This is a genomic window from Haladaptatus marinus, from assembly GCF_051194195.1.
In genome coordinates this window covers 135,694-150,215 of record NZ_JBLZNK010000005.1, presented here as the reverse complement: position 1 = coordinate 150,215, position 14,522 = coordinate 135,694, and the positions used below count along the sequence as shown (strand labels likewise).

Genomic DNA, 14,522 nt, shown 5'->3' with positions numbered 1-14,522 from the left:
ATAGCTATTCAGTCCACAAAACCATCGCTTCCGGTCGATAGACACGTCGTTCCGGTCAAGTAACCTACGTCACTCCGCTCCGGTCAGACAGATACCGTCACTCCGCTCCGGTCAGTCCGCACCAGTCACACTGTAGATAACGAACAGGTAGCCGACCGTCGAAACGGCGTAGTTCACCGTCAACAGCACGCGAGTGTTTTGGAAATCATACATGAACGCACTGAACGTGGTCGCGATTGCGGCCGCAACGAGAATCGAAAAGCCGATGCAGAGGACGAGCATTGACCGGCGGTTGGTCTGTAAATACGCCCGCATCGCCAGTCCCACCATGGTAAGACCGGTCGCCGCGAGAACGGCACTGAGTACGATATACGTGATTTCGATAGGTTGCATCTCGTGAGTTGCCCTCGGTATTCGTCACCTACAATTCAGGCAATAGATTTAAAATTATTCAATATTTCCATTCAGTAGTTGGACAAGATGGTTTGGCGACGTATTCGATACCGCGTCGAACTGTTCGACACACGAGGCCCCGCTTGCCACGACGGGTTCGGTTGTCGAACTCTCGATAACCGATTCGCCCACCGCGACGCTCAAATCATAGTAATTGGCTTTGTAGCCGAAACTACCCGCCATGCCACAGCACTCCACATCCGTCGCCTCGCATGGCTATCCGTCCGTTGTCCAGTAGAACGAGGTAGAACTCTCGGTCGTCGTTCGAGGCAGTCTCCGTTTCGATGGGAGGCGTCAGAAATGGATAAATAGCTACGGGCGGTGCAGGGCCTCCGCGACTTTTTCGATCGGGTGTGGCGGACGCGTGCCGCGACCTTCCAGTTGCGTTCGACAGGATGCGCCGGGCGCGACGACCGTTTCCGCGTCGCTTTCGTCCACCTGCTCGAACAGGATTCGACCGATCGCTTGCGAGAGGTCGTACTGTTCGGCACGATAGCCGAAGCTCCCTGCCATCCCGCAGCAACCGCTGTCGAGGGGGTCAACCTCGTAGCCCGCACGGCGAAGGACGCCGACTGCGTGGTGGTCTCTCCGAACCGCCTTCTGGTTGCAGTGGCCGTGATAGGCGAGCGATTCATCGACCTCCTGGAACCGGATTCCGTCGTCCAATCGCTTTCGGTCGATGAGCTCACAAACACCGAACGTGTTCTCCGCGACTGTCTCGACGGCCGAGTCGGAGAGCAAGTCGCGGTACTCGTCCTGGAACATCACCGCGTCGGACGGTTCGACGAAGACGACCGACCAGCCATCTTCGACACGATTTTCCAGGGAAGAGACGTTCATTTGTGCTTTCTCACGCGCACTGTGGAGGAATCCTTCGGAGTACGCGGCGCGGCCACTCGGCGCGAGGTCGCTCGGCACCTGTACGTGAACCCCCGCGGCTTCGAGAACTCGAACGGCGGCTTTTCCGGGTTTGGGATAGCTGTAGTTCGTGAACGTATCCGGGACGAGAAGGACGCGTTCGGTTGCGACGTCCGGAGAGATTCTCGCCCCCCGCGATTCGAACCACTCGGCGAACGTCTCGCGGGTGAATCGGGGGAGGTCGCGCTCGGCGGCGATTCCGAGCGTTTTCTCGGCGAGCACTCCTGCGCCCGGAAGGTTCGTCATCCAGTTCGAAATCGGCGCGAGTGCGCTTCCGAGGGCGGAGACGCGCTCAGCCTCGGCGAAAAATCGATCTCGGAAGCTTGCGCTCCGTTTTTCGTGACGGGCGTGTTTCACCTCGGCTTTCAGCTTCGCGAGATCCACGCCGGTCGGACAGTCGCGGGCACAGCCTTTACAGCCGAGACAGAGATCTAATACTTCCTCCTGAAACCGGTCGGTGTACAGTTCCTCGGAGGGGATTTCGCCGCTGATGGCGGCCCGGAGGAGGTTCGCCCGTCCCCTCGTTGTCACCATCTCGTCTTTCATCCCACGGTAGGAGGGACACATCGTTTCGCTTCCAGTTTGCCGACAAGTACCACAGCCGTTACAGAGTTCGACGAGGTGTGAAAAGCCACCCTCGTCCGAAAAGTCCTGCACGGTTCGCGGTTCGAGCGAGGAGTATTCGGGGCCGTACCGAAGGTATTCCCGCATGTCGGCCTCGTCGTCCTCACGAAAGACGACTTTGCCGGGGTTCAATCGCCAGTCCGGGTCGAACGCGGTTTTGAGTTCCTTGAATGCGCTCCAGAGTTGCGGGCCGTACAGTTTCGGGTTGAACTCGGTTCGGGCGAGGCCGTCGCCGTGTTCGCCGGAGAACGACCCGTGGTGGGAGAGGACGAGCGACGTCACGTCCTCCGCGATGGAGTGCATCGTCTCGATTCCGTCGGCGTCTTTCAGGTTCAGAATTGGGCGAATGTGAAGGGTTCCACTTCCGGCGTGGGCGAAGTAAGCCGCCGTGGTGTCGTGGTCGTCCAGAATCGCCATGAACTCCCGAACGTACTCCGCCAATTCCTCGGGCGGAACCGAGGCATCCTCGATGAAGGGATACGGTTTTGGGTCGCCCTCCATGCTCATCAGGAGCGGAATCGCGGCTTTTCGGAGTTTCCAGAGGCGCGCTTGGTCGTCGTCGGTGTACGCCTCCAACACGTCGAATGCGTTTCCGGCGTGAACGAAATGGGCGTTCGTCTCCGCGATGGCCGCCTCGAAATCCGAGTGGAGTTCGGAATCGAATTCGAGCATCAGTGCGGCCTCCGCATCCGCCGGAATCGGGTCGGCGTATTCGGCGAACTCCGTCGATTCGCGCGCCAGACGGAACACTTCGTCGTCCATCAGTTCGACGGCGCTCACGTCGAAATCGAGCGCGTCTGGAACCGCCGACAGCGCGGAGACGAGGTCGTCGTAACAGTAAAGCGCGAGCGCGGTTTCCTCGGGTCGCGTCACCAAATCGAGGGTCGCGCGAACGACCACGCCCAGAGTACCTTCCGACCCGACGAACAGTTTCGAGAGATTGATGTAGGTCTCGCCGTCGCGCTCGTACACGACTTTGTGGAGGTTATAGCCACTGACGGAGCGTTTGAGCGTCGGATACCGCGATTCGATTTCGTCGTGGTTGTCTTCGAACAACTGCCAGACGGTGCGGTAAAGTTCAGCCTCCCGACCGCCGTTTTCGATGATTTCGTCCCACTCCTCGCCGCCCACCACGATTTCACGGGTGTGAATCAACGAACCATCGGCGAGCACCACATCCAGTTCCGCGGTGTATGCGTCGGTGATGCCGTACCGAACCGAATGCGCGCCAGTCGAGTTGTTACCGATTCCGCCGCCGATGGTTGCCCGATTCGAAGAGGCAGGGTCGGGCGCGAACTTCAAGTTCCAACGCGCGAGGTGGTCATCCAAATCGTCCTGCACGACGCCGGGTTCCACGACTGCTCGTCGGGAGTCGGGGTCAACGTCGAGGATTTCGTCCATGTGCCGAGAGAAGTCGAGGACGACACAGCCGGAGCCGACGGACTGTCCGGCGAGCGACGACCCGGCACCGCGCGGGAGAATCGGTGCGTCGTGTGCCGCTGCGACGCGAACCGCAGCCTGTACGTCCTCGACGCACGTCGGAAAGACGGCGCCGACGGGACGGGCCTGATAGATGCTCCCGTCGGTGGCGTACAACACCTGCGTGTACTCGTCGAAGCGAACCGCTCCATCGATGGCGGAGCGGAGGTCGGACGCAAGTTCGGGGCGGGCGTCGGGCGATTCGTGGCCGAGGGACTTGCGGTACGTTTCGAAGTCGGGATTTTCGTCCCGTGTTGCCATGCTAGATAAAACCAGACAGATCGACATAAAACCGATGCAGGTTCGGGACACCATATCGTTCTCCTCAAATATATAATAAAATGGATAGGAATTGATCGTTCCGCGGAATCGTTCGACATGAACACCGGTCGTCATGTTGGTACTGGACGACGCAATCCAAATTTCGCAGAGTTCACCCACGAGACGTGACGAGTGGGGGACTATCTTCGCAGTCTGGATAGAGAGAGAAGTTGTCACTGAGAAAATAGATTAGAACGCCGGAGAAGAGGATAGAGGGCAGAGTCCAAACCGCAAGCAAGCGAACGAGTGTGCTCGAATTGGCCATCACTCTTTTGTCTATTGCATGAATCTGTAGTATCAGGGAGAACCATGCACGACCTGACTGGTTTCCAGCGAGACTTGCTGTACGTCATTGCTGGACTAGACGAACCCCACGGTCTCGCCATCAAAGAAGAACTCGAAGCATACTACGAGAAGGAGATTCATCACGGGCGGCTGTATCCGAATCTCGATTCACTCGTGGACAAAGGATTGGTCGAGAAAGGCCAGCGAGATCGACGGACGAACTACTACACGCTCACGCGCCGAGGGGCACGGGAAATCGAGGCACGTCGGGAGTGGGAAGAGCAATACGTCGGCGAAGATCTCGCCCAGACTCAAACCGTCTAGGGTGAGAGCGCTGTTCCGAGAACGGCCGCGTTTAGCGCTCTGACGTTGCCGAACACCGGACTCGACTCGTCGATTACGTAGCTATCGCCGGACTCTACGAGCACGCCGAGATTCGTGAGGCGTTCGACGTGCATCCACTCCGATTTTCGAGACAGGCCGACGAGTTCGTGGAGGTCGTCCTGCGTGAGTTCGTCGTCCGAGTCGATCGAAAGCAGTGCATCTAGCATCAGCCGAACGGACTCCGGACTGGCGATGTCGCGGAAACCATCTTCTGCACCGTATTCGTCGGCAGTGACGCGCAGCCGTTCGGCCGTCTGTGCGACGACACTTTCGGAGTTCGGACGGTACGCCCCATCTTCCTCGCGAAAGACGGCAAGTTCGACGAGGTCGTCCAGACTTCGCTCAAAGCTTTCCGGACTCTGGTCGAGTTCGTGCGCGAGCTCGTCGGCCCCCCACTCGCCACCCGTTGCGGCAGCGAGGCGGACGAGTTCGCGGGTCGCGGCATCGCGAGTTAAAAAGAGCCATCCGGAGGGGTAAGCCAGTCGTGCCTCTCGAATCCCTTCTTCGTCGGCGAGCGCCCACATCTCGTCTCGGTTGTGGGCAGTGCGGAGTGTCCAATCGCGGGCATCTGCGTGAAGCGCCATTAGTTTGCATCTGTGCGCAATGGTATTTAATTTGTACCCCTGGAATCCTGTCATTTCGGTTTCGATTCACACGAAACCGACCACATCAGGTTCGACCTGGCAGAGATGCGATCGTACATGGCTCGGAGGCCCTCCGAGCGCGTATCCGGAAGCGCGTGCAGTTCGACCGATTCGTACCGGACGACAACACGAAAGGTCGTTTCTCGGTTGTGGTCACGGACGAGATACACGGGAACGGGAAGGTCGAACCAATCGCCGTAGGTGTACGGTTCATCGTCCAACACATCGCACACGAGAGCGGTCAGGTGCGCTTCGGAGCAGTCGGAACTGGGCGACAGGCGAAAGATGGTCTCCCCCTCGTATCTGACACCGCCATCGCGCGGGTATCGTCGACGCGGGCGATTCGGAATCGAAAACGACGGGGACGTATCGTCTGCCATCCTCCCCGAATATGCCGTCATCGGTTAAATAGTTCAGCCACGGGAGAGAACAAAAATCGCGCTGCCAGAGACACACAACACCGCCAATACGTGACCAACGAGTGCGAAAACCAACAACTCGTATCCCCAGACGAAGGGGACGAGCACGAGTTGGAGGAGCGAAAACCCGATGACGAACGAGTCGACCTGTCGAAGCTGGTCTCGTGTTGAAGTATCGGTCGGGTGACGTACCGCAACCCAGAATCCCGTGACACTGGCCCACCACGCGGTGCCGATTCGGTAGCACACGTCCCAGAGAACGAGGAGAGTGAGGAACACCGCCGGAATCGGGGGGGTCGTCCCGAGAAGCGACTCGAGCAGCGGCGTCCCACCTTGCCGGGGATTGTAGACGAACAAATACGTGACCAGTCCGACGTACGCCAACAGGCCAAGGACGACTTCGATGCTCGACCCGAAGAGGAGTTTTCGATAGGCGGGTGGCGTCGTCAGTCGTCGAATCCGGCGAGCGATTGCGAGCATCAGGGCGCTTCCAGCGGTGGCGACGACGACTGCCGATGTGCCCGCTGGAACTGCGTTCCAGAGGTCATAGCGCCATGCGAAGACGAGAAGCAGACCTTCGAAGAGGACGAACTGAATCGTCAGCGCAAGCCAGTCTGGAAGCGTGACACCTGGAATTGCATCGACGATGCTCTCGTAGGTCCACTGATACGGCACCCGGTTCATCCCACTCATGCGACTGACTGGCGGACTGCCTCCTCGAACGGCGTCAATTCGATCGGCACAAGCGAGCGTATTCGGTCGTCTTCGACCACCGTCCGCGTCTTCAGGCCGAGAATGAGCGGATGGGCGACTTCCTTCGGCACGTCGGTCACGAGGTCAACCCAGTAGGCCGACAGTTTGGGTGTGAGGACGGGGACGGGAACCATCGTCGCGTGTTTGTCGAGGAGATCACCCGTTGTGAGCACCATCTCACCGTACGTCAACACGTCCGGACCGCCGATTTCGAAAGTCTCGCCCGCTGTCTTCGGCGTTTCGAGCACGCCGACGAGGTAGGCGACAACGTCGTCGATTGCGATGGGTTGGCACTCGGTTCGAACCCACTGTGGCGTAATCATCAGGGGCAAGCGCTCCGCTAACTGCTGGACGATGCGGAAACTCACGCTCCCTGCGCCGATGATGATGGCCGCCCGGAGAACGGTGAGGTCGTAGTCGCCGTTCGCGAGGATATGCTCGACCTCGCGGCGCGATTTGAGGTGGTCGGAAAGCGTCGCTCGCTCGCCACCGAGGCCGCTGAGGTAGACGACGCGAGACACGTCCGTCCCGCGTGTCGCGTCCACGAAATTTCTCGCCGCAGTTCGATCTTGCTCCATGAAATCCCCCTCTTCGCCCATCGAGTGGACGAGATAGTACGCGGCGTCCACCCCCTCGAAAATTCCTTCGAGGCTCTCACGGTCGTTCAGGTCGCCCTCCACGACCGAAACACCCTCCGGCGGGTCGTACGACGAAGCGTCACGTACCAATGCGACTACGTCTTCGTCATGTGCGAGGAGTTGGGGGACGAGATGGCGACCGACGAACCCGGTTGCCCCGGCGACGAGTACCGTCATCATCTATACTCGGCGCGCTATCGTTCAAAAGCTATCGGGCAACCCGTGAGGTTATGATTTACGAGTACGATATGTTCGTATGGACTGGCTCTTTCTCGTCGCCATCGCCCTCCTCTTCGCCGGCGTTCTCGGAAGCGTCCTTCCGCTCCTTCCGGCGGTTCCGCTGTCGCTCGCCGGAATTTACGCCTACTGGTGGGGGACTGGCTTTACCCAACCCGGACTCCTTTTCGTCATCGGAGCGACGGTCGTCGGTCTCGTCGCATTCGTCGCGGAACACACGGCGAGTGCGGTTTCTGCCAAAGCTGGCGGCGGATCGTTCTGGAGTGCAGTGGCCGCAGGCGTCGTCGGCTTGGTTGCACTGTTGGTCACGGGGCCAGTTGGAATGATAGTCGGTGTCGCACTCGCAACGTTTGCGGTCGAGTTCTATCAGACACGGGATGCGAAAACGGGTATGCGAACCGCGACTTACGCCGTAATTGGCCTGCTCGCCTCGGTCGTTTTCCAACTGCTCGTGACCGGGTCGCTGCTCATCGGATTTATCGTCGCGGTACTGCTCTGACGGAACCGAAACCGAGTGTCCACGAGGAACCGAGAACCGAAATACAAACCGCACCACACCACGGGTTTTTGTCGATTGACGCCGTTTCTGGGGACATGCGTGTGACCGCTGCCCTACTGGTTGCTTGCCTCGTGGTTCTCTCCGGTTGTCTGGGGGGACTCGGAAGCGGTGAGCTATTGCAGTCGGGCAAACAGTCAACGACTCCGACGACAACCGACACTGAATCGAACGTCTCCGCCGCGTTCGTCACGGACAACCGAACAGCAGTGACGTTGGAAGTAGCGAACTCGCCGGACGAACGGGCCCGCGGGTTGATGTTCAGACAGTCGATGCCACAGAATCACGGCATGGTGTTTGTTTTCGAGGAGGCACAATCACAGTCGTTCTGGATGAAAAACACGAAAATGCCACTCGACATCATCTTCATCGCACCGAATGGCACCGTCATCAACGTGGAGCACGCCGACCCGCAACCGAACGCCAGCGATTCCGAACTCCGAAGCTATCGGAGCGACGCACCCGCGAAATACGTGGTCGAAATGAAACAGGGGTTCGCCAACCGAACCGGAATCAAGCCGGGAACGAAATTCGTGTTCGATGGCGACCGACCGTCGGTAGAAAACTGAATTTTCTTTCTCCAACTGCGGTTGTGATTCAGAACTGTTACCACGACATATGGTGAACTACGGACGGAGATGAGGGGAATGAAAATTCGACCCGCAGACGAGGGGGATTTCGGTGCGATTCGGCGAATAGCACATCGAGCATGGTCGGAAGCGTACGATGACATCCTGAACGACGAGACCATCACGGAGACGGTGTCGTCGTGGTACTCGAACGATTCGCTTGCCGACGCGCTGGACAGGCCCGGAACTGCGTTTCTCGTCGCCGTCGCCGACGACGAACTCGTCGGCTTCTGTCACGCCGTGTTTTACGAGGACGAAGGTGACGTGCTCAGACTCTACGTCGACCCGGACGACTGGGGGGCGGGCGTCGGAACTGCACTCCACGAACGACTTCGGGATGATTTCCAGGATTTCAGCACGAAACGGATGCGGTCAATGGTGCTCGCCGACAATGACATCGGGAACGAGTTTTACAGGCAACTCGGGTTCGAGAAAACCGACGAAGCCGAGGTCGAAATGGGTGGAAAAACGTACACGGAGAACGTCTACACGTACGCGTTCTGAGAGAAACAAGAACACAAACCATATACATCATCACCGACAAATCGGAAAAACCTCAGGTAGGGGTACACGAGGTTTTCTTTCGGGCTATGTGGCCAGATGCTGCTCTCATTCGGATAACTACTTCTCTTCCGACCAGTCGTCCTCGAACAGTTGATAGGCACTGGCGAGGTTGAAAAGCAGCCCTTGTTTTCCCGCTTCATCGTCGAGTGCACGCGCCGTCGCGTGAACTACCCGCGAATACTGGATCGTGTCCTCGCCGATATCCGCGTGGTCGGGGGCAAACTCACCCTCCGTGAACGCTGCGCGGATCGCAGCGCGTTGATACTGCTCCACGAGTTCAAACATCGCCAGTACTCCATCCCATCACGACGCGCGTCCACCATGGCGGAGAGGAGACGGTGTTCGAACCGCGTCTCCGGAGATTCGAACCTCCCATCCTCCACACCGAGCGCGGTCAAAATATCGTCCGTGTCATCGACACCCCTGTTCGGAACCTGTGAGGTCACTTCCGTCATTATTTCGGATAGGTCATCAGAAAGTTCAGTCATCGAATCGAGAGGTGTCCAGTGTAGTTTTGTTGATAGCCGTCGTATCTCGCCCTCGGGTGGAGGGAAATGAGTACGGAAGTAAGTGATACAACCGAACAGAGCACAGCGGGCGCAACCTGGAAGACACTTCTCGCGACCGGAACGATCATCGCAGTCGTCGGCGTCCTCGCGATCTTCTTCCCGTTTTTAGCGGGATTAACACTGTCAGTGCTGCTCGGGGCGGCACTGCTTGTGGGAGCGGCACTCCACGCCGTCCACGCGTTCTCGGCGGGCAACTGGAAAGGCGTCCTGTGGCAGGTAGTTCTCGCAATCGTCTACGCCGTCGCAGGCGTGTCGCTCATCGTCAATCCAGTCTTCGGACTGGCGACGCTGACGATACTGGTTATCGCCTATCTCGCGGTCATCGGTGTCGTGGAAATCGTTATGGGGATTGCACTCCGGCCGGAGAAAAACTGGGGTTGGGTCGTGGCCAGCGGCGTCGTTTCGCTACTGCTCGCTGGACTGCTCTTCGCTGGATGGCCCGCGAGCGCCGCATGGGCACTCGGACTCCTGTTCGGCGTCAGTCTGCTCACCAGTGGCTTGTCGATGGTTGGCCTCGCCATGGGTGGCAGAGAAGCGGAACGAGAAATGCCAGTCGGCGGAACGGAACGGGCTACGTGAGGTCTTGAAAGGCACCGACGAAGTCGTCGTGGTCTTCGAACGTTGATCGCGCGTCATCGACGGTTTCCCGGAGCGTTTCGACCCGGGTTGTCAGGCGTTGGTACTCGTCGTTTTCGGCGAGTTCTTCCTCGCTTTTTTCGGATTCGAGAACCGCCTTTTTCGAAACGAGAGAGAAGTATTCCTGTAGCTGGTCGTCGTATTCCACGCGCGTCAGCATCCCCTCGACGGTCGTGTAGAGGTCGTCTTTCGAAACTGGTTTGACGAGGTAGTCGTCGAATCCCATTTCGATAATGTCGAAATCGGGTTTAACCGCGGTGACCATCACGACACGCGATCGTAAGTCGCGGTCTCGAAGGTCGGCAAGAACTTCGTCGCCGGAGAGACCGGGCATTCGACGGTCGAGGAGGACGACGTTCACCTCGTCGTCGAGCAAGTCTAACGCCTCACGCCCCTCGTAGGCTCGTCGGACTTCGAAGGAATCCTCTAACCACGTCGCATAGAGATCCGTCACGTCTTTCTCGTCATCGACGACAAGAATCGTTGGTTCGTCAGCAGCCATAGTTGATCTCGGTGTTCAGGTTTTTCCAGCGGTAGCAGTTTGTTAATAAATCGTTCGCTATAGCAACTTTATATATTGTGGTTAGGGAATCCGAGATAAGCCAAATATATTTTGTACATTGTGTATATTCGATACGAATATCGGTTTTTCGGAATAAATAACTAGACGAGCTTCAAAGGAAGTATTGGAATGTCGAAAACCAGTGGTCGTTTTTGCCGGACGCTCCGGCAGTAACATATCCCCCCAGAAACGATTTGAACGGCTTCTTGAACTCCCACCAAGTGCGAAACTCGTATACAGGGTTTTACAGGAAGATGCACCACGAACACAGCGCCAACTGCGCGAAGAATCGCTGTTACCCGCTCGAACGACGAGGGATGCACTAACGAAACTCAAAGAGCAAGAACTCGTAGAGGAGCGATTGTACGTTCCCGACGCTCGAAAGCGTCAGTACGCGCCGCTTCCGATTGCCCGACCTGAGGACTGGTCAGAATAACGAGTCAGGGAAACGTTGAAAACCACGGCGTCGAATTTCGCGTGGTGTGCGGTCGTTGCGGTAGCAGCCGTTTTTATTTGAGTCCGATAATTGGGATGAAATGCGTCGCAAAGCGCCGAACAGTCGTACAGTGGTCACCACGGCGGACGGGGCACTGGCACACCCTACGAATCACTCTCGGGAGCAGTATCGCCGAAAAGCGCACCGTATTGGTGCACCACCTGACTGGGCCTCGGTGACTCGCGTCAACCGTTAGCCACGAACGGTCGTACACAGCATCGACTATTTTCGATTCGGCCTTCATTTGCAAGTACATTATATAGCAAGCTCTAACGGACGCCGCCCGACCACTTCATAATCTTCCATGGCATTGTTTTCGAGTAGGAGTATGCCGACGAACGAACGCCCACCGTGGTTACGGAAACGACAGCCACGAATCGATCCATCGAACCATCGAACGGAAGACGAACGATCGGAGCGATACAGCCACCTGCGGGCCGAATTGGAAACGCTTCGACGACGACTCGCGGAAACCGAGGCGAAACTCGCATCGCTCGAGAAGGCGTGCGAACGGCGGGAGCGACTCGTCAGAGCGTGTACGATGTGCGGCCGCGTCAGCACCCGACCCGGACTGGATGCCGACTGCCCCTACTGCAAAAGCGGACGACTTCGCCGAGTGTGAGAATCCTCTCCTCGGTTTACAGTTCTCCACCGCAAATAGCTATCCGATTAGTTACCACATGAAATGGATGGTTCAACCTATCGGGTTCCGGAAAGGTCTCGGACGTTTTGTTGGAGTCGAATCGTCGCCGTAAGGAAAAACGCGCCGATCATCACGACGAACACGCTTTTTATGCTCTGGACGACGAGTGACTCCAGTCCGAAAAGCACACCGCGGTCAGCAAGGCCAAGGAGTCCCGAGCAGACGAGCACCGGAAGCAGATGTCGTCGGAGCGTATCAACTGATGTCCCTTGCGTGAGCGATTCGAGACGTTCACCGAAAACGACAGACTTCCGCCACCCTTGACGAGCGCCACGACCGAGCCCTGGTCGATGAGGAGCACGATGAACAGTTCCACGACGATGACGCTGACGAACGCCAGTTCGATGCGCCGCAGTCGGAAAAGTGGTATCCGTTGGTCGTCCGACGATGAGGCGAGCGCGTTGTTATAGTAGAGTTCGCGCATGGCGAAGGAGAGAAACACCGTACTAAAGAGCAGTGTCGTGTGACCGAGCGCGACGACCCACTGTCCGCCCGACAGCGTCCCAGCCACCCCGAGGAGGCCGTACACAACGCCAACAAACCCAATCGAGACGAGATAGCGCCAAAACGGGCGTTGGACTCCAACCGGTTCAACTGGAGATTTCGAAACGCGTAGAACCCGAAAATTCCGGTGGAGACTGCAAGAAAGCCGGAACCGATGAACCGGACGACGCCCGCGGTGCCGACCTGTGCGAGTGGGATAGGCATCTGTCTATCGAGAACTGAGCGCGATTACTTAATATATCAGACTAATCAAATTTTTATCACGCACTTCAATGCACTGTTCGAGTGCGACAAGCAGGTCGTCCACGGTTTCGTAGCGTGCCGGTTTTCGCTTCGCCAGCGCGCTCGACCACAGGACACGCTCCGGCAGGATCTCGTTGTGCGACTTCCGCGAGTGCCCACGTCGCCCCGCGTCGAACCTGCAAATCACGGTCGCTCGGTTCGAACCCTCCCATATTTCGAGGTATCGTTTTTATATCGATGTTCCAATAGTTGATAAACGCTCTGAGTACATCGATATTCGCTTTTTTACTATTGTATCTGATATTTTTCGCCACTCGGAACCGGAGGAAAGCTGCGTGGTGTTCGTCAGAACTTCTCTCGCAATGTGAGGAAACCGTTATGCGGTAACAGGTGGTTGCTAGCATGGGACATGAAAAAGCTCATCAACGAACCGTCCGCAGTCGTGGACGAGATGCTGGACGGGATGGTCTCTGCCCACCCGGACGAGATTCGACGACTGCCGGACTCGAAGGTTCTCGTCAGACGGAACGCACCGATTGCCGGAAAAGTCGCGGTCGTCAGCGGCGGCGGAAGCGGTCACGAACCGACACACGCCGGATATCTCGGGCCGGGAATGTTGGACGGGGCGGCGGCGGGCGAGATGTTCACCTCGCCGACCGCCGACGAAATCAGCGAGATGATTCAGGCTTGCGACGCAGGAGAGGGCGTCCTCAACGTCGTCAAAAACTACGAGGGCGACGTGATGAACTTCGAAACCGCGGGCGAGTTGGCCGAGATGGAAAGCGACGTGGAGGTCGCCGAAGTCGTCGTCAACGACGACGTGGCCGTCGAGGATTCGCTGTACACCTCGGGCCGACGTGGCGTTTGTGGCACCATCTTCGTCCACAAAGTAGCAGGCGCGATGGCCGACAAGGGCGGAGATTTGGACGACGTCAAGCGCGTCGCACAAAAAGTCATCAACAACGTGGCGACGATGGGAACCGCCCTGACCTCCTGCACCACACCGGAAAAGGGCGAACCTACCTTCGACCTCGCGGACGACGAAATCGAACTCGGCATCGGAATCCACGGCGAACCTGGCGTCGAGCGCGTGGAGATGATGTCGGCGGACGAGATTACGGAACGCCTGACCGAGAAGGTGCTCGAGGATCTCGCACCCGAATCGCGGTCGGAAGTCGCAACCATCGTCAACGGGATGGGCGGCACCCCGCTATCGGAACTGTACATCGTCAACCGCAAACTCCAGTCGATATTGGACGACCGCGACCTACGGACGTGGGACGCGTGGGTCGGCGACTACATGACCTCGCTCGACATGCAGGGCTGTTCCGTGACGGTGCTCGTGCTGGACGACGAACTGAAGGAGTTGTTGTCACATCCGGCGGAAACGACAGCGTTGACGGTGCAGCAGTAGCTTCCAACACGATTTTCCAGTATCGGCTCTCCAACCACCGGCTATCAACTCGCGTTCATTTGAGGAAAACCCTGACAAGCGCGCCGCACGTAGTCGAATCGAACGAAATGACACGGACGCTAACGCTTCCTAACGGGGACGATGTCACCGAGGACGACATCATCCTATACAACGGGTACCCATACCGCGTCAGATTTGTGGACGGGAACGAGTACGAGTTCGAACTGTCGCCGCTGTACTGGGGAAACAGCGGGATGGACATCCCATTCGCCGACCGGGAAGCACTCGTTGACCAGTGGGAAGCCGACTCGCGAGGCACCCTGACGAGTAGTGAGTGGAAACAGTGGTTGCGGGAGGCTCGTCACGACTCGCATTTCTCGGACGCAGAACTCGACGAAATCACCCGCGAACTTCCGATAACCGAGAGCCTGCTAGAGCGCCTTCGTCGCGCATTCCATCGCTGATGCGGTGAGCGAACTGGTCGGCCAACC

19 protein-coding genes and 1 pseudogene are annotated in these 14,522 nt (G+C 57.9%); 9 read left to right on the top strand and 11 right to left on the bottom strand.

The window, feature by feature from the left end; genetic code table 11:
* Positions 1-111: 111 nt before the first annotated feature.
* The 3 genes and pseudogenes from ACN2TU_RS17940 to ACN2TU_RS17930 all read right to left on the bottom strand — a co-directional run bounded on the left by ACN2TU_RS17940 (position 112) and on the right by ACN2TU_RS17930 (position 3,735).
* A complete protein-coding gene (locus ACN2TU_RS17940; RefSeq protein WP_435157261.1) occupies positions 112-393 on the bottom strand; it encodes a DUF7521 family protein in 282 nt (93 codons plus the stop codon).
* Between the two features lie 54 nt (positions 394-447).
* Positions 448-657, bottom strand: a pseudogene (locus ACN2TU_RS17935) (hypothetical protein); the annotation flags it as partial.
* A gap of 108 nt (positions 658-765) precedes the next feature.
* Positions 766-3,735, bottom strand: a complete 2,970-nt coding sequence (locus ACN2TU_RS17930; protein ID WP_435157259.1) for an FAD-binding and (Fe-S)-binding domain-containing protein — start codon at positions 3,733-3,735, stop codon at positions 766-768.
* Between the two features lie 369 nt (positions 3,736-4,104).
* On the opposite strand from ACN2TU_RS17930, the gene ACN2TU_RS17925 reads away from it, so the two are divergent.
* A complete protein-coding gene (locus ACN2TU_RS17925) occupies positions 4,105-4,404 on the top strand; it encodes a PadR family transcriptional regulator (RefSeq protein WP_266080104.1) in 300 nt (99 codons plus the stop codon).
* Here ACN2TU_RS17925 and ACN2TU_RS17920 read toward each other — a convergent pair.
* Genes ACN2TU_RS17920 through ACN2TU_RS17905 form a run of 4 tightly spaced genes read right to left on the bottom strand, consistent with a single transcriptional unit; the run spans position 4,401 to position 7,095 of the window.
* The gene (locus ACN2TU_RS17920; protein ID WP_435157257.1) at positions 4,401-5,048 is read right to left on the bottom strand and encodes a hypothetical protein; all 648 of its coding nucleotides are present in this window, start codon (positions 5,046-5,048) and stop codon (positions 4,401-4,403) included. The genes ACN2TU_RS17925 and ACN2TU_RS17920 overlap by 4 nt on opposite strands.
* Before the next feature lie 50 nt (positions 5,049-5,098).
* A complete protein-coding gene (locus tag ACN2TU_RS17915) occupies positions 5,099-5,488 on the bottom strand; it encodes a hypothetical protein (RefSeq protein WP_435157255.1) in 390 nt (129 codons plus the stop codon).
* A 33-nt stretch (positions 5,489-5,521) separates the two neighbouring features.
* Positions 5,522-6,211, bottom strand: coding sequence for a DUF7530 family protein (locus ACN2TU_RS17910; RefSeq protein WP_435157822.1), 690 nt, complete (start codon positions 6,209-6,211; stop codon positions 5,522-5,524).
* Positions 6,212-6,216: 5 nt separating this feature from the next.
* A complete protein-coding gene (locus ACN2TU_RS17905; protein ID WP_435157821.1) occupies positions 6,217-7,095 on the bottom strand; it encodes an NAD(P)H-binding protein in 879 nt (292 codons plus the stop codon).
* Between the two features lie 79 nt (positions 7,096-7,174).
* Here ACN2TU_RS17905 and ACN2TU_RS17900 point away from each other — a divergent pair, with 79 nt between their 5' ends.
* The 3 genes from ACN2TU_RS17900 (at position 7,175) to ACN2TU_RS17890 (ending at position 8,844) form a co-directional block, all read left to right on the top strand.
* Positions 7,175-7,654: a DUF456 domain-containing protein gene (locus tag ACN2TU_RS17900; RefSeq protein ID WP_435157254.1), complete on the top strand. Its 480-nt coding sequence runs from the start codon at positions 7,175-7,177 to the stop codon at positions 7,652-7,654.
* Positions 7,655-7,749: 95 nt separating this feature from the next.
* Entirely contained in the window at positions 7,750-8,280 is a 531-nt protein-coding gene (locus ACN2TU_RS17895) for a DUF192 domain-containing protein (RefSeq protein ID WP_435157252.1), read from the top strand.
* A 78-nt stretch (positions 8,281-8,358) separates the two neighbouring features.
* Positions 8,359-8,844, top strand: coding sequence for a GNAT family N-acetyltransferase (locus ACN2TU_RS17890; RefSeq protein ID WP_435157251.1), 486 nt, complete (start codon positions 8,359-8,361; stop codon positions 8,842-8,844).
* Between the two features lie 117 nt (positions 8,845-8,961).
* Here ACN2TU_RS17890 and ACN2TU_RS17885 read toward each other — a convergent pair whose 3' ends face one another.
* Entirely contained in the window at positions 8,962-9,189 is a 228-nt protein-coding gene (locus ACN2TU_RS17885) for a hypothetical protein (RefSeq protein ID WP_435157249.1), read from the bottom strand.
* Positions 9,190-9,458: 269 nt separating this feature from the next.
* On the opposite strand from ACN2TU_RS17885, the gene ACN2TU_RS17880 reads away from it, so the two are divergent.
* Complete coding sequence (locus tag ACN2TU_RS17880) at positions 9,459-10,052, top strand: HdeD family acid-resistance protein (RefSeq protein ID WP_435157248.1); 594 nt, start codon at positions 9,459-9,461, stop codon at positions 10,050-10,052.
* Here the strand turns inward: ACN2TU_RS17880 and ACN2TU_RS17875 are convergent.
* Entirely contained in the window at positions 10,045-10,611 is a 567-nt protein-coding gene (locus ACN2TU_RS17875) for a HalX domain-containing protein (protein WP_435157246.1), read from the bottom strand. The genes ACN2TU_RS17880 and ACN2TU_RS17875 overlap by 8 nt on opposite strands.
* Before the next feature lie 202 nt (positions 10,612-10,813).
* Here ACN2TU_RS17875 and ACN2TU_RS17870 point away from each other — a divergent pair, with 202 nt between their 5' ends.
* Together ACN2TU_RS17870 and ACN2TU_RS17865 are read left to right on the top strand one after the other, a co-directional pair.
* Positions 10,814-11,107 carry a hypothetical protein gene (locus tag ACN2TU_RS17870; protein ID WP_435157245.1) on the top strand — a complete coding sequence of 98 codons (294 nt, stop codon included), beginning with the start codon at positions 10,814-10,816 and terminating at the stop codon, positions 11,105-11,107.
* A gap of 388 nt (positions 11,108-11,495) precedes the next feature.
* Entirely contained in the window at positions 11,496-11,789 is a 294-nt protein-coding gene (locus ACN2TU_RS17865; RefSeq protein WP_435157244.1) for a hypothetical protein, read from the top strand.
* A 169-nt stretch (positions 11,790-11,958) separates the two neighbouring features.
* On the opposite strand, the gene ACN2TU_RS17860 is transcribed toward ACN2TU_RS17865, so the two are convergent.
* On the bottom strand, positions 11,959-12,399 hold the full coding sequence (locus ACN2TU_RS17860) for a hypothetical protein (RefSeq protein ID WP_435157242.1): 441 nt from the start codon (positions 12,397-12,399) through the stop codon (positions 11,959-11,961).
* A gap of 244 nt (positions 12,400-12,643) precedes the next feature.
* Complete coding sequence (locus ACN2TU_RS17855) at positions 12,644-12,829, bottom strand: hypothetical protein (RefSeq protein ID WP_435157240.1); 186 nt, start codon at positions 12,827-12,829, stop codon at positions 12,644-12,646.
* A gap of 197 nt (positions 12,830-13,026) precedes the next feature.
* Here ACN2TU_RS17855 and dhaK point away from each other — a divergent pair, with 197 nt between their 5' ends.
* Both dhaK and ACN2TU_RS17845 read left to right on the top strand, forming a co-directional pair.
* Positions 13,027-14,031, top strand: a complete 1,005-nt coding sequence (gene dhaK, locus ACN2TU_RS17850; RefSeq protein WP_435157239.1) for a dihydroxyacetone kinase subunit DhaK — start codon at positions 13,027-13,029, stop codon at positions 14,029-14,031.
* Positions 14,032-14,138: 107 nt separating this feature from the next.
* Positions 14,139-14,495 carry a hypothetical protein gene (locus tag ACN2TU_RS17845; RefSeq protein ID WP_435157237.1) on the top strand — a complete coding sequence of 119 codons (357 nt, stop codon included), beginning with the start codon at positions 14,139-14,141 and terminating at the stop codon, positions 14,493-14,495.
* Positions 14,496-14,522 lie beyond the last annotated feature (27 nt).

What these genes read in the sequence shown, in the direction of transcription:
- ACN2TU_RS17940 (WP_435157261.1), bottom strand. Translation starts at nt 393, where the DNA reads ATGCAACCTATCGAAATCACGTATATCGTACTCAGTGCCGTTCTCGCG.
- ACN2TU_RS17930 (WP_435157259.1), bottom strand. Translation starts at nt 3,735, where the DNA reads ATGGCAACACGGGACGAAAATCCCGACTTCGAAACGTACCGCAAGTCC.
- ACN2TU_RS17925 (WP_266080104.1), top strand. Translation starts at nt 4,105, where the DNA reads ATGCACGACCTGACTGGTTTCCAGCGAGACTTGCTGTACGTCATTGCT.
- ACN2TU_RS17920 (WP_435157257.1), bottom strand. Translation starts at nt 5,048, where the DNA reads ATGGCGCTTCACGCAGATGCCCGCGATTGGACACTCCGCACTGCCCAC.
- ACN2TU_RS17915 (WP_435157255.1), bottom strand. Translation starts at nt 5,488, where the DNA reads ATGGCAGACGATACGTCCCCGTCGTTTTCGATTCCGAATCGCCCGCGT.
- ACN2TU_RS17910 (WP_435157822.1), bottom strand. Translation starts at nt 6,211, where the DNA reads ATGAACCGGGTGCCGTATCAGTGGACCTACGAGAGCATCGTCGATGCA.
- ACN2TU_RS17905 (WP_435157821.1), bottom strand. Translation starts at nt 7,095, where the DNA reads ATGACGGTACTCGTCGCCGGGGCAACCGGGTTCGTCGGTCGCCATCTC.
- ACN2TU_RS17900 (WP_435157254.1), top strand. Translation starts at nt 7,175, where the DNA reads ATGGACTGGCTCTTTCTCGTCGCCATCGCCCTCCTCTTCGCCGGCGTT.
- ACN2TU_RS17895 (WP_435157252.1), top strand. Translation starts at nt 7,750, where the DNA reads ATGCGTGTGACCGCTGCCCTACTGGTTGCTTGCCTCGTGGTTCTCTCC.
- ACN2TU_RS17890 (WP_435157251.1), top strand. Translation starts at nt 8,359, where the DNA reads ATGAAAATTCGACCCGCAGACGAGGGGGATTTCGGTGCGATTCGGCGA.
- ACN2TU_RS17885 (WP_435157249.1), bottom strand. Translation starts at nt 9,189, where the DNA reads ATGTTTGAACTCGTGGAGCAGTATCAACGCGCTGCGATCCGCGCAGCG.
- ACN2TU_RS17880 (WP_435157248.1), top strand. Translation starts at nt 9,459, where the DNA reads ATGAGTACGGAAGTAAGTGATACAACCGAACAGAGCACAGCGGGCGCA.
- ACN2TU_RS17875 (WP_435157246.1), bottom strand. Translation starts at nt 10,611, where the DNA reads ATGGCTGCTGACGAACCAACGATTCTTGTCGTCGATGACGAGAAAGAC.
- ACN2TU_RS17865 (WP_435157244.1), top strand. Translation starts at nt 11,496, where the DNA reads ATGCCGACGAACGAACGCCCACCGTGGTTACGGAAACGACAGCCACGA.
- ACN2TU_RS17855 (WP_435157240.1), bottom strand. Translation starts at nt 12,829, where the DNA reads ATGGGAGGGTTCGAACCGAGCGACCGTGATTTGCAGGTTCGACGCGGG.
- dhaK (WP_435157239.1), top strand. Translation starts at nt 13,027, where the DNA reads ATGAAAAAGCTCATCAACGAACCGTCCGCAGTCGTGGACGAGATGCTG.
- ACN2TU_RS17845 (WP_435157237.1), top strand. Translation starts at nt 14,139, where the DNA reads ATGACACGGACGCTAACGCTTCCTAACGGGGACGATGTCACCGAGGAC.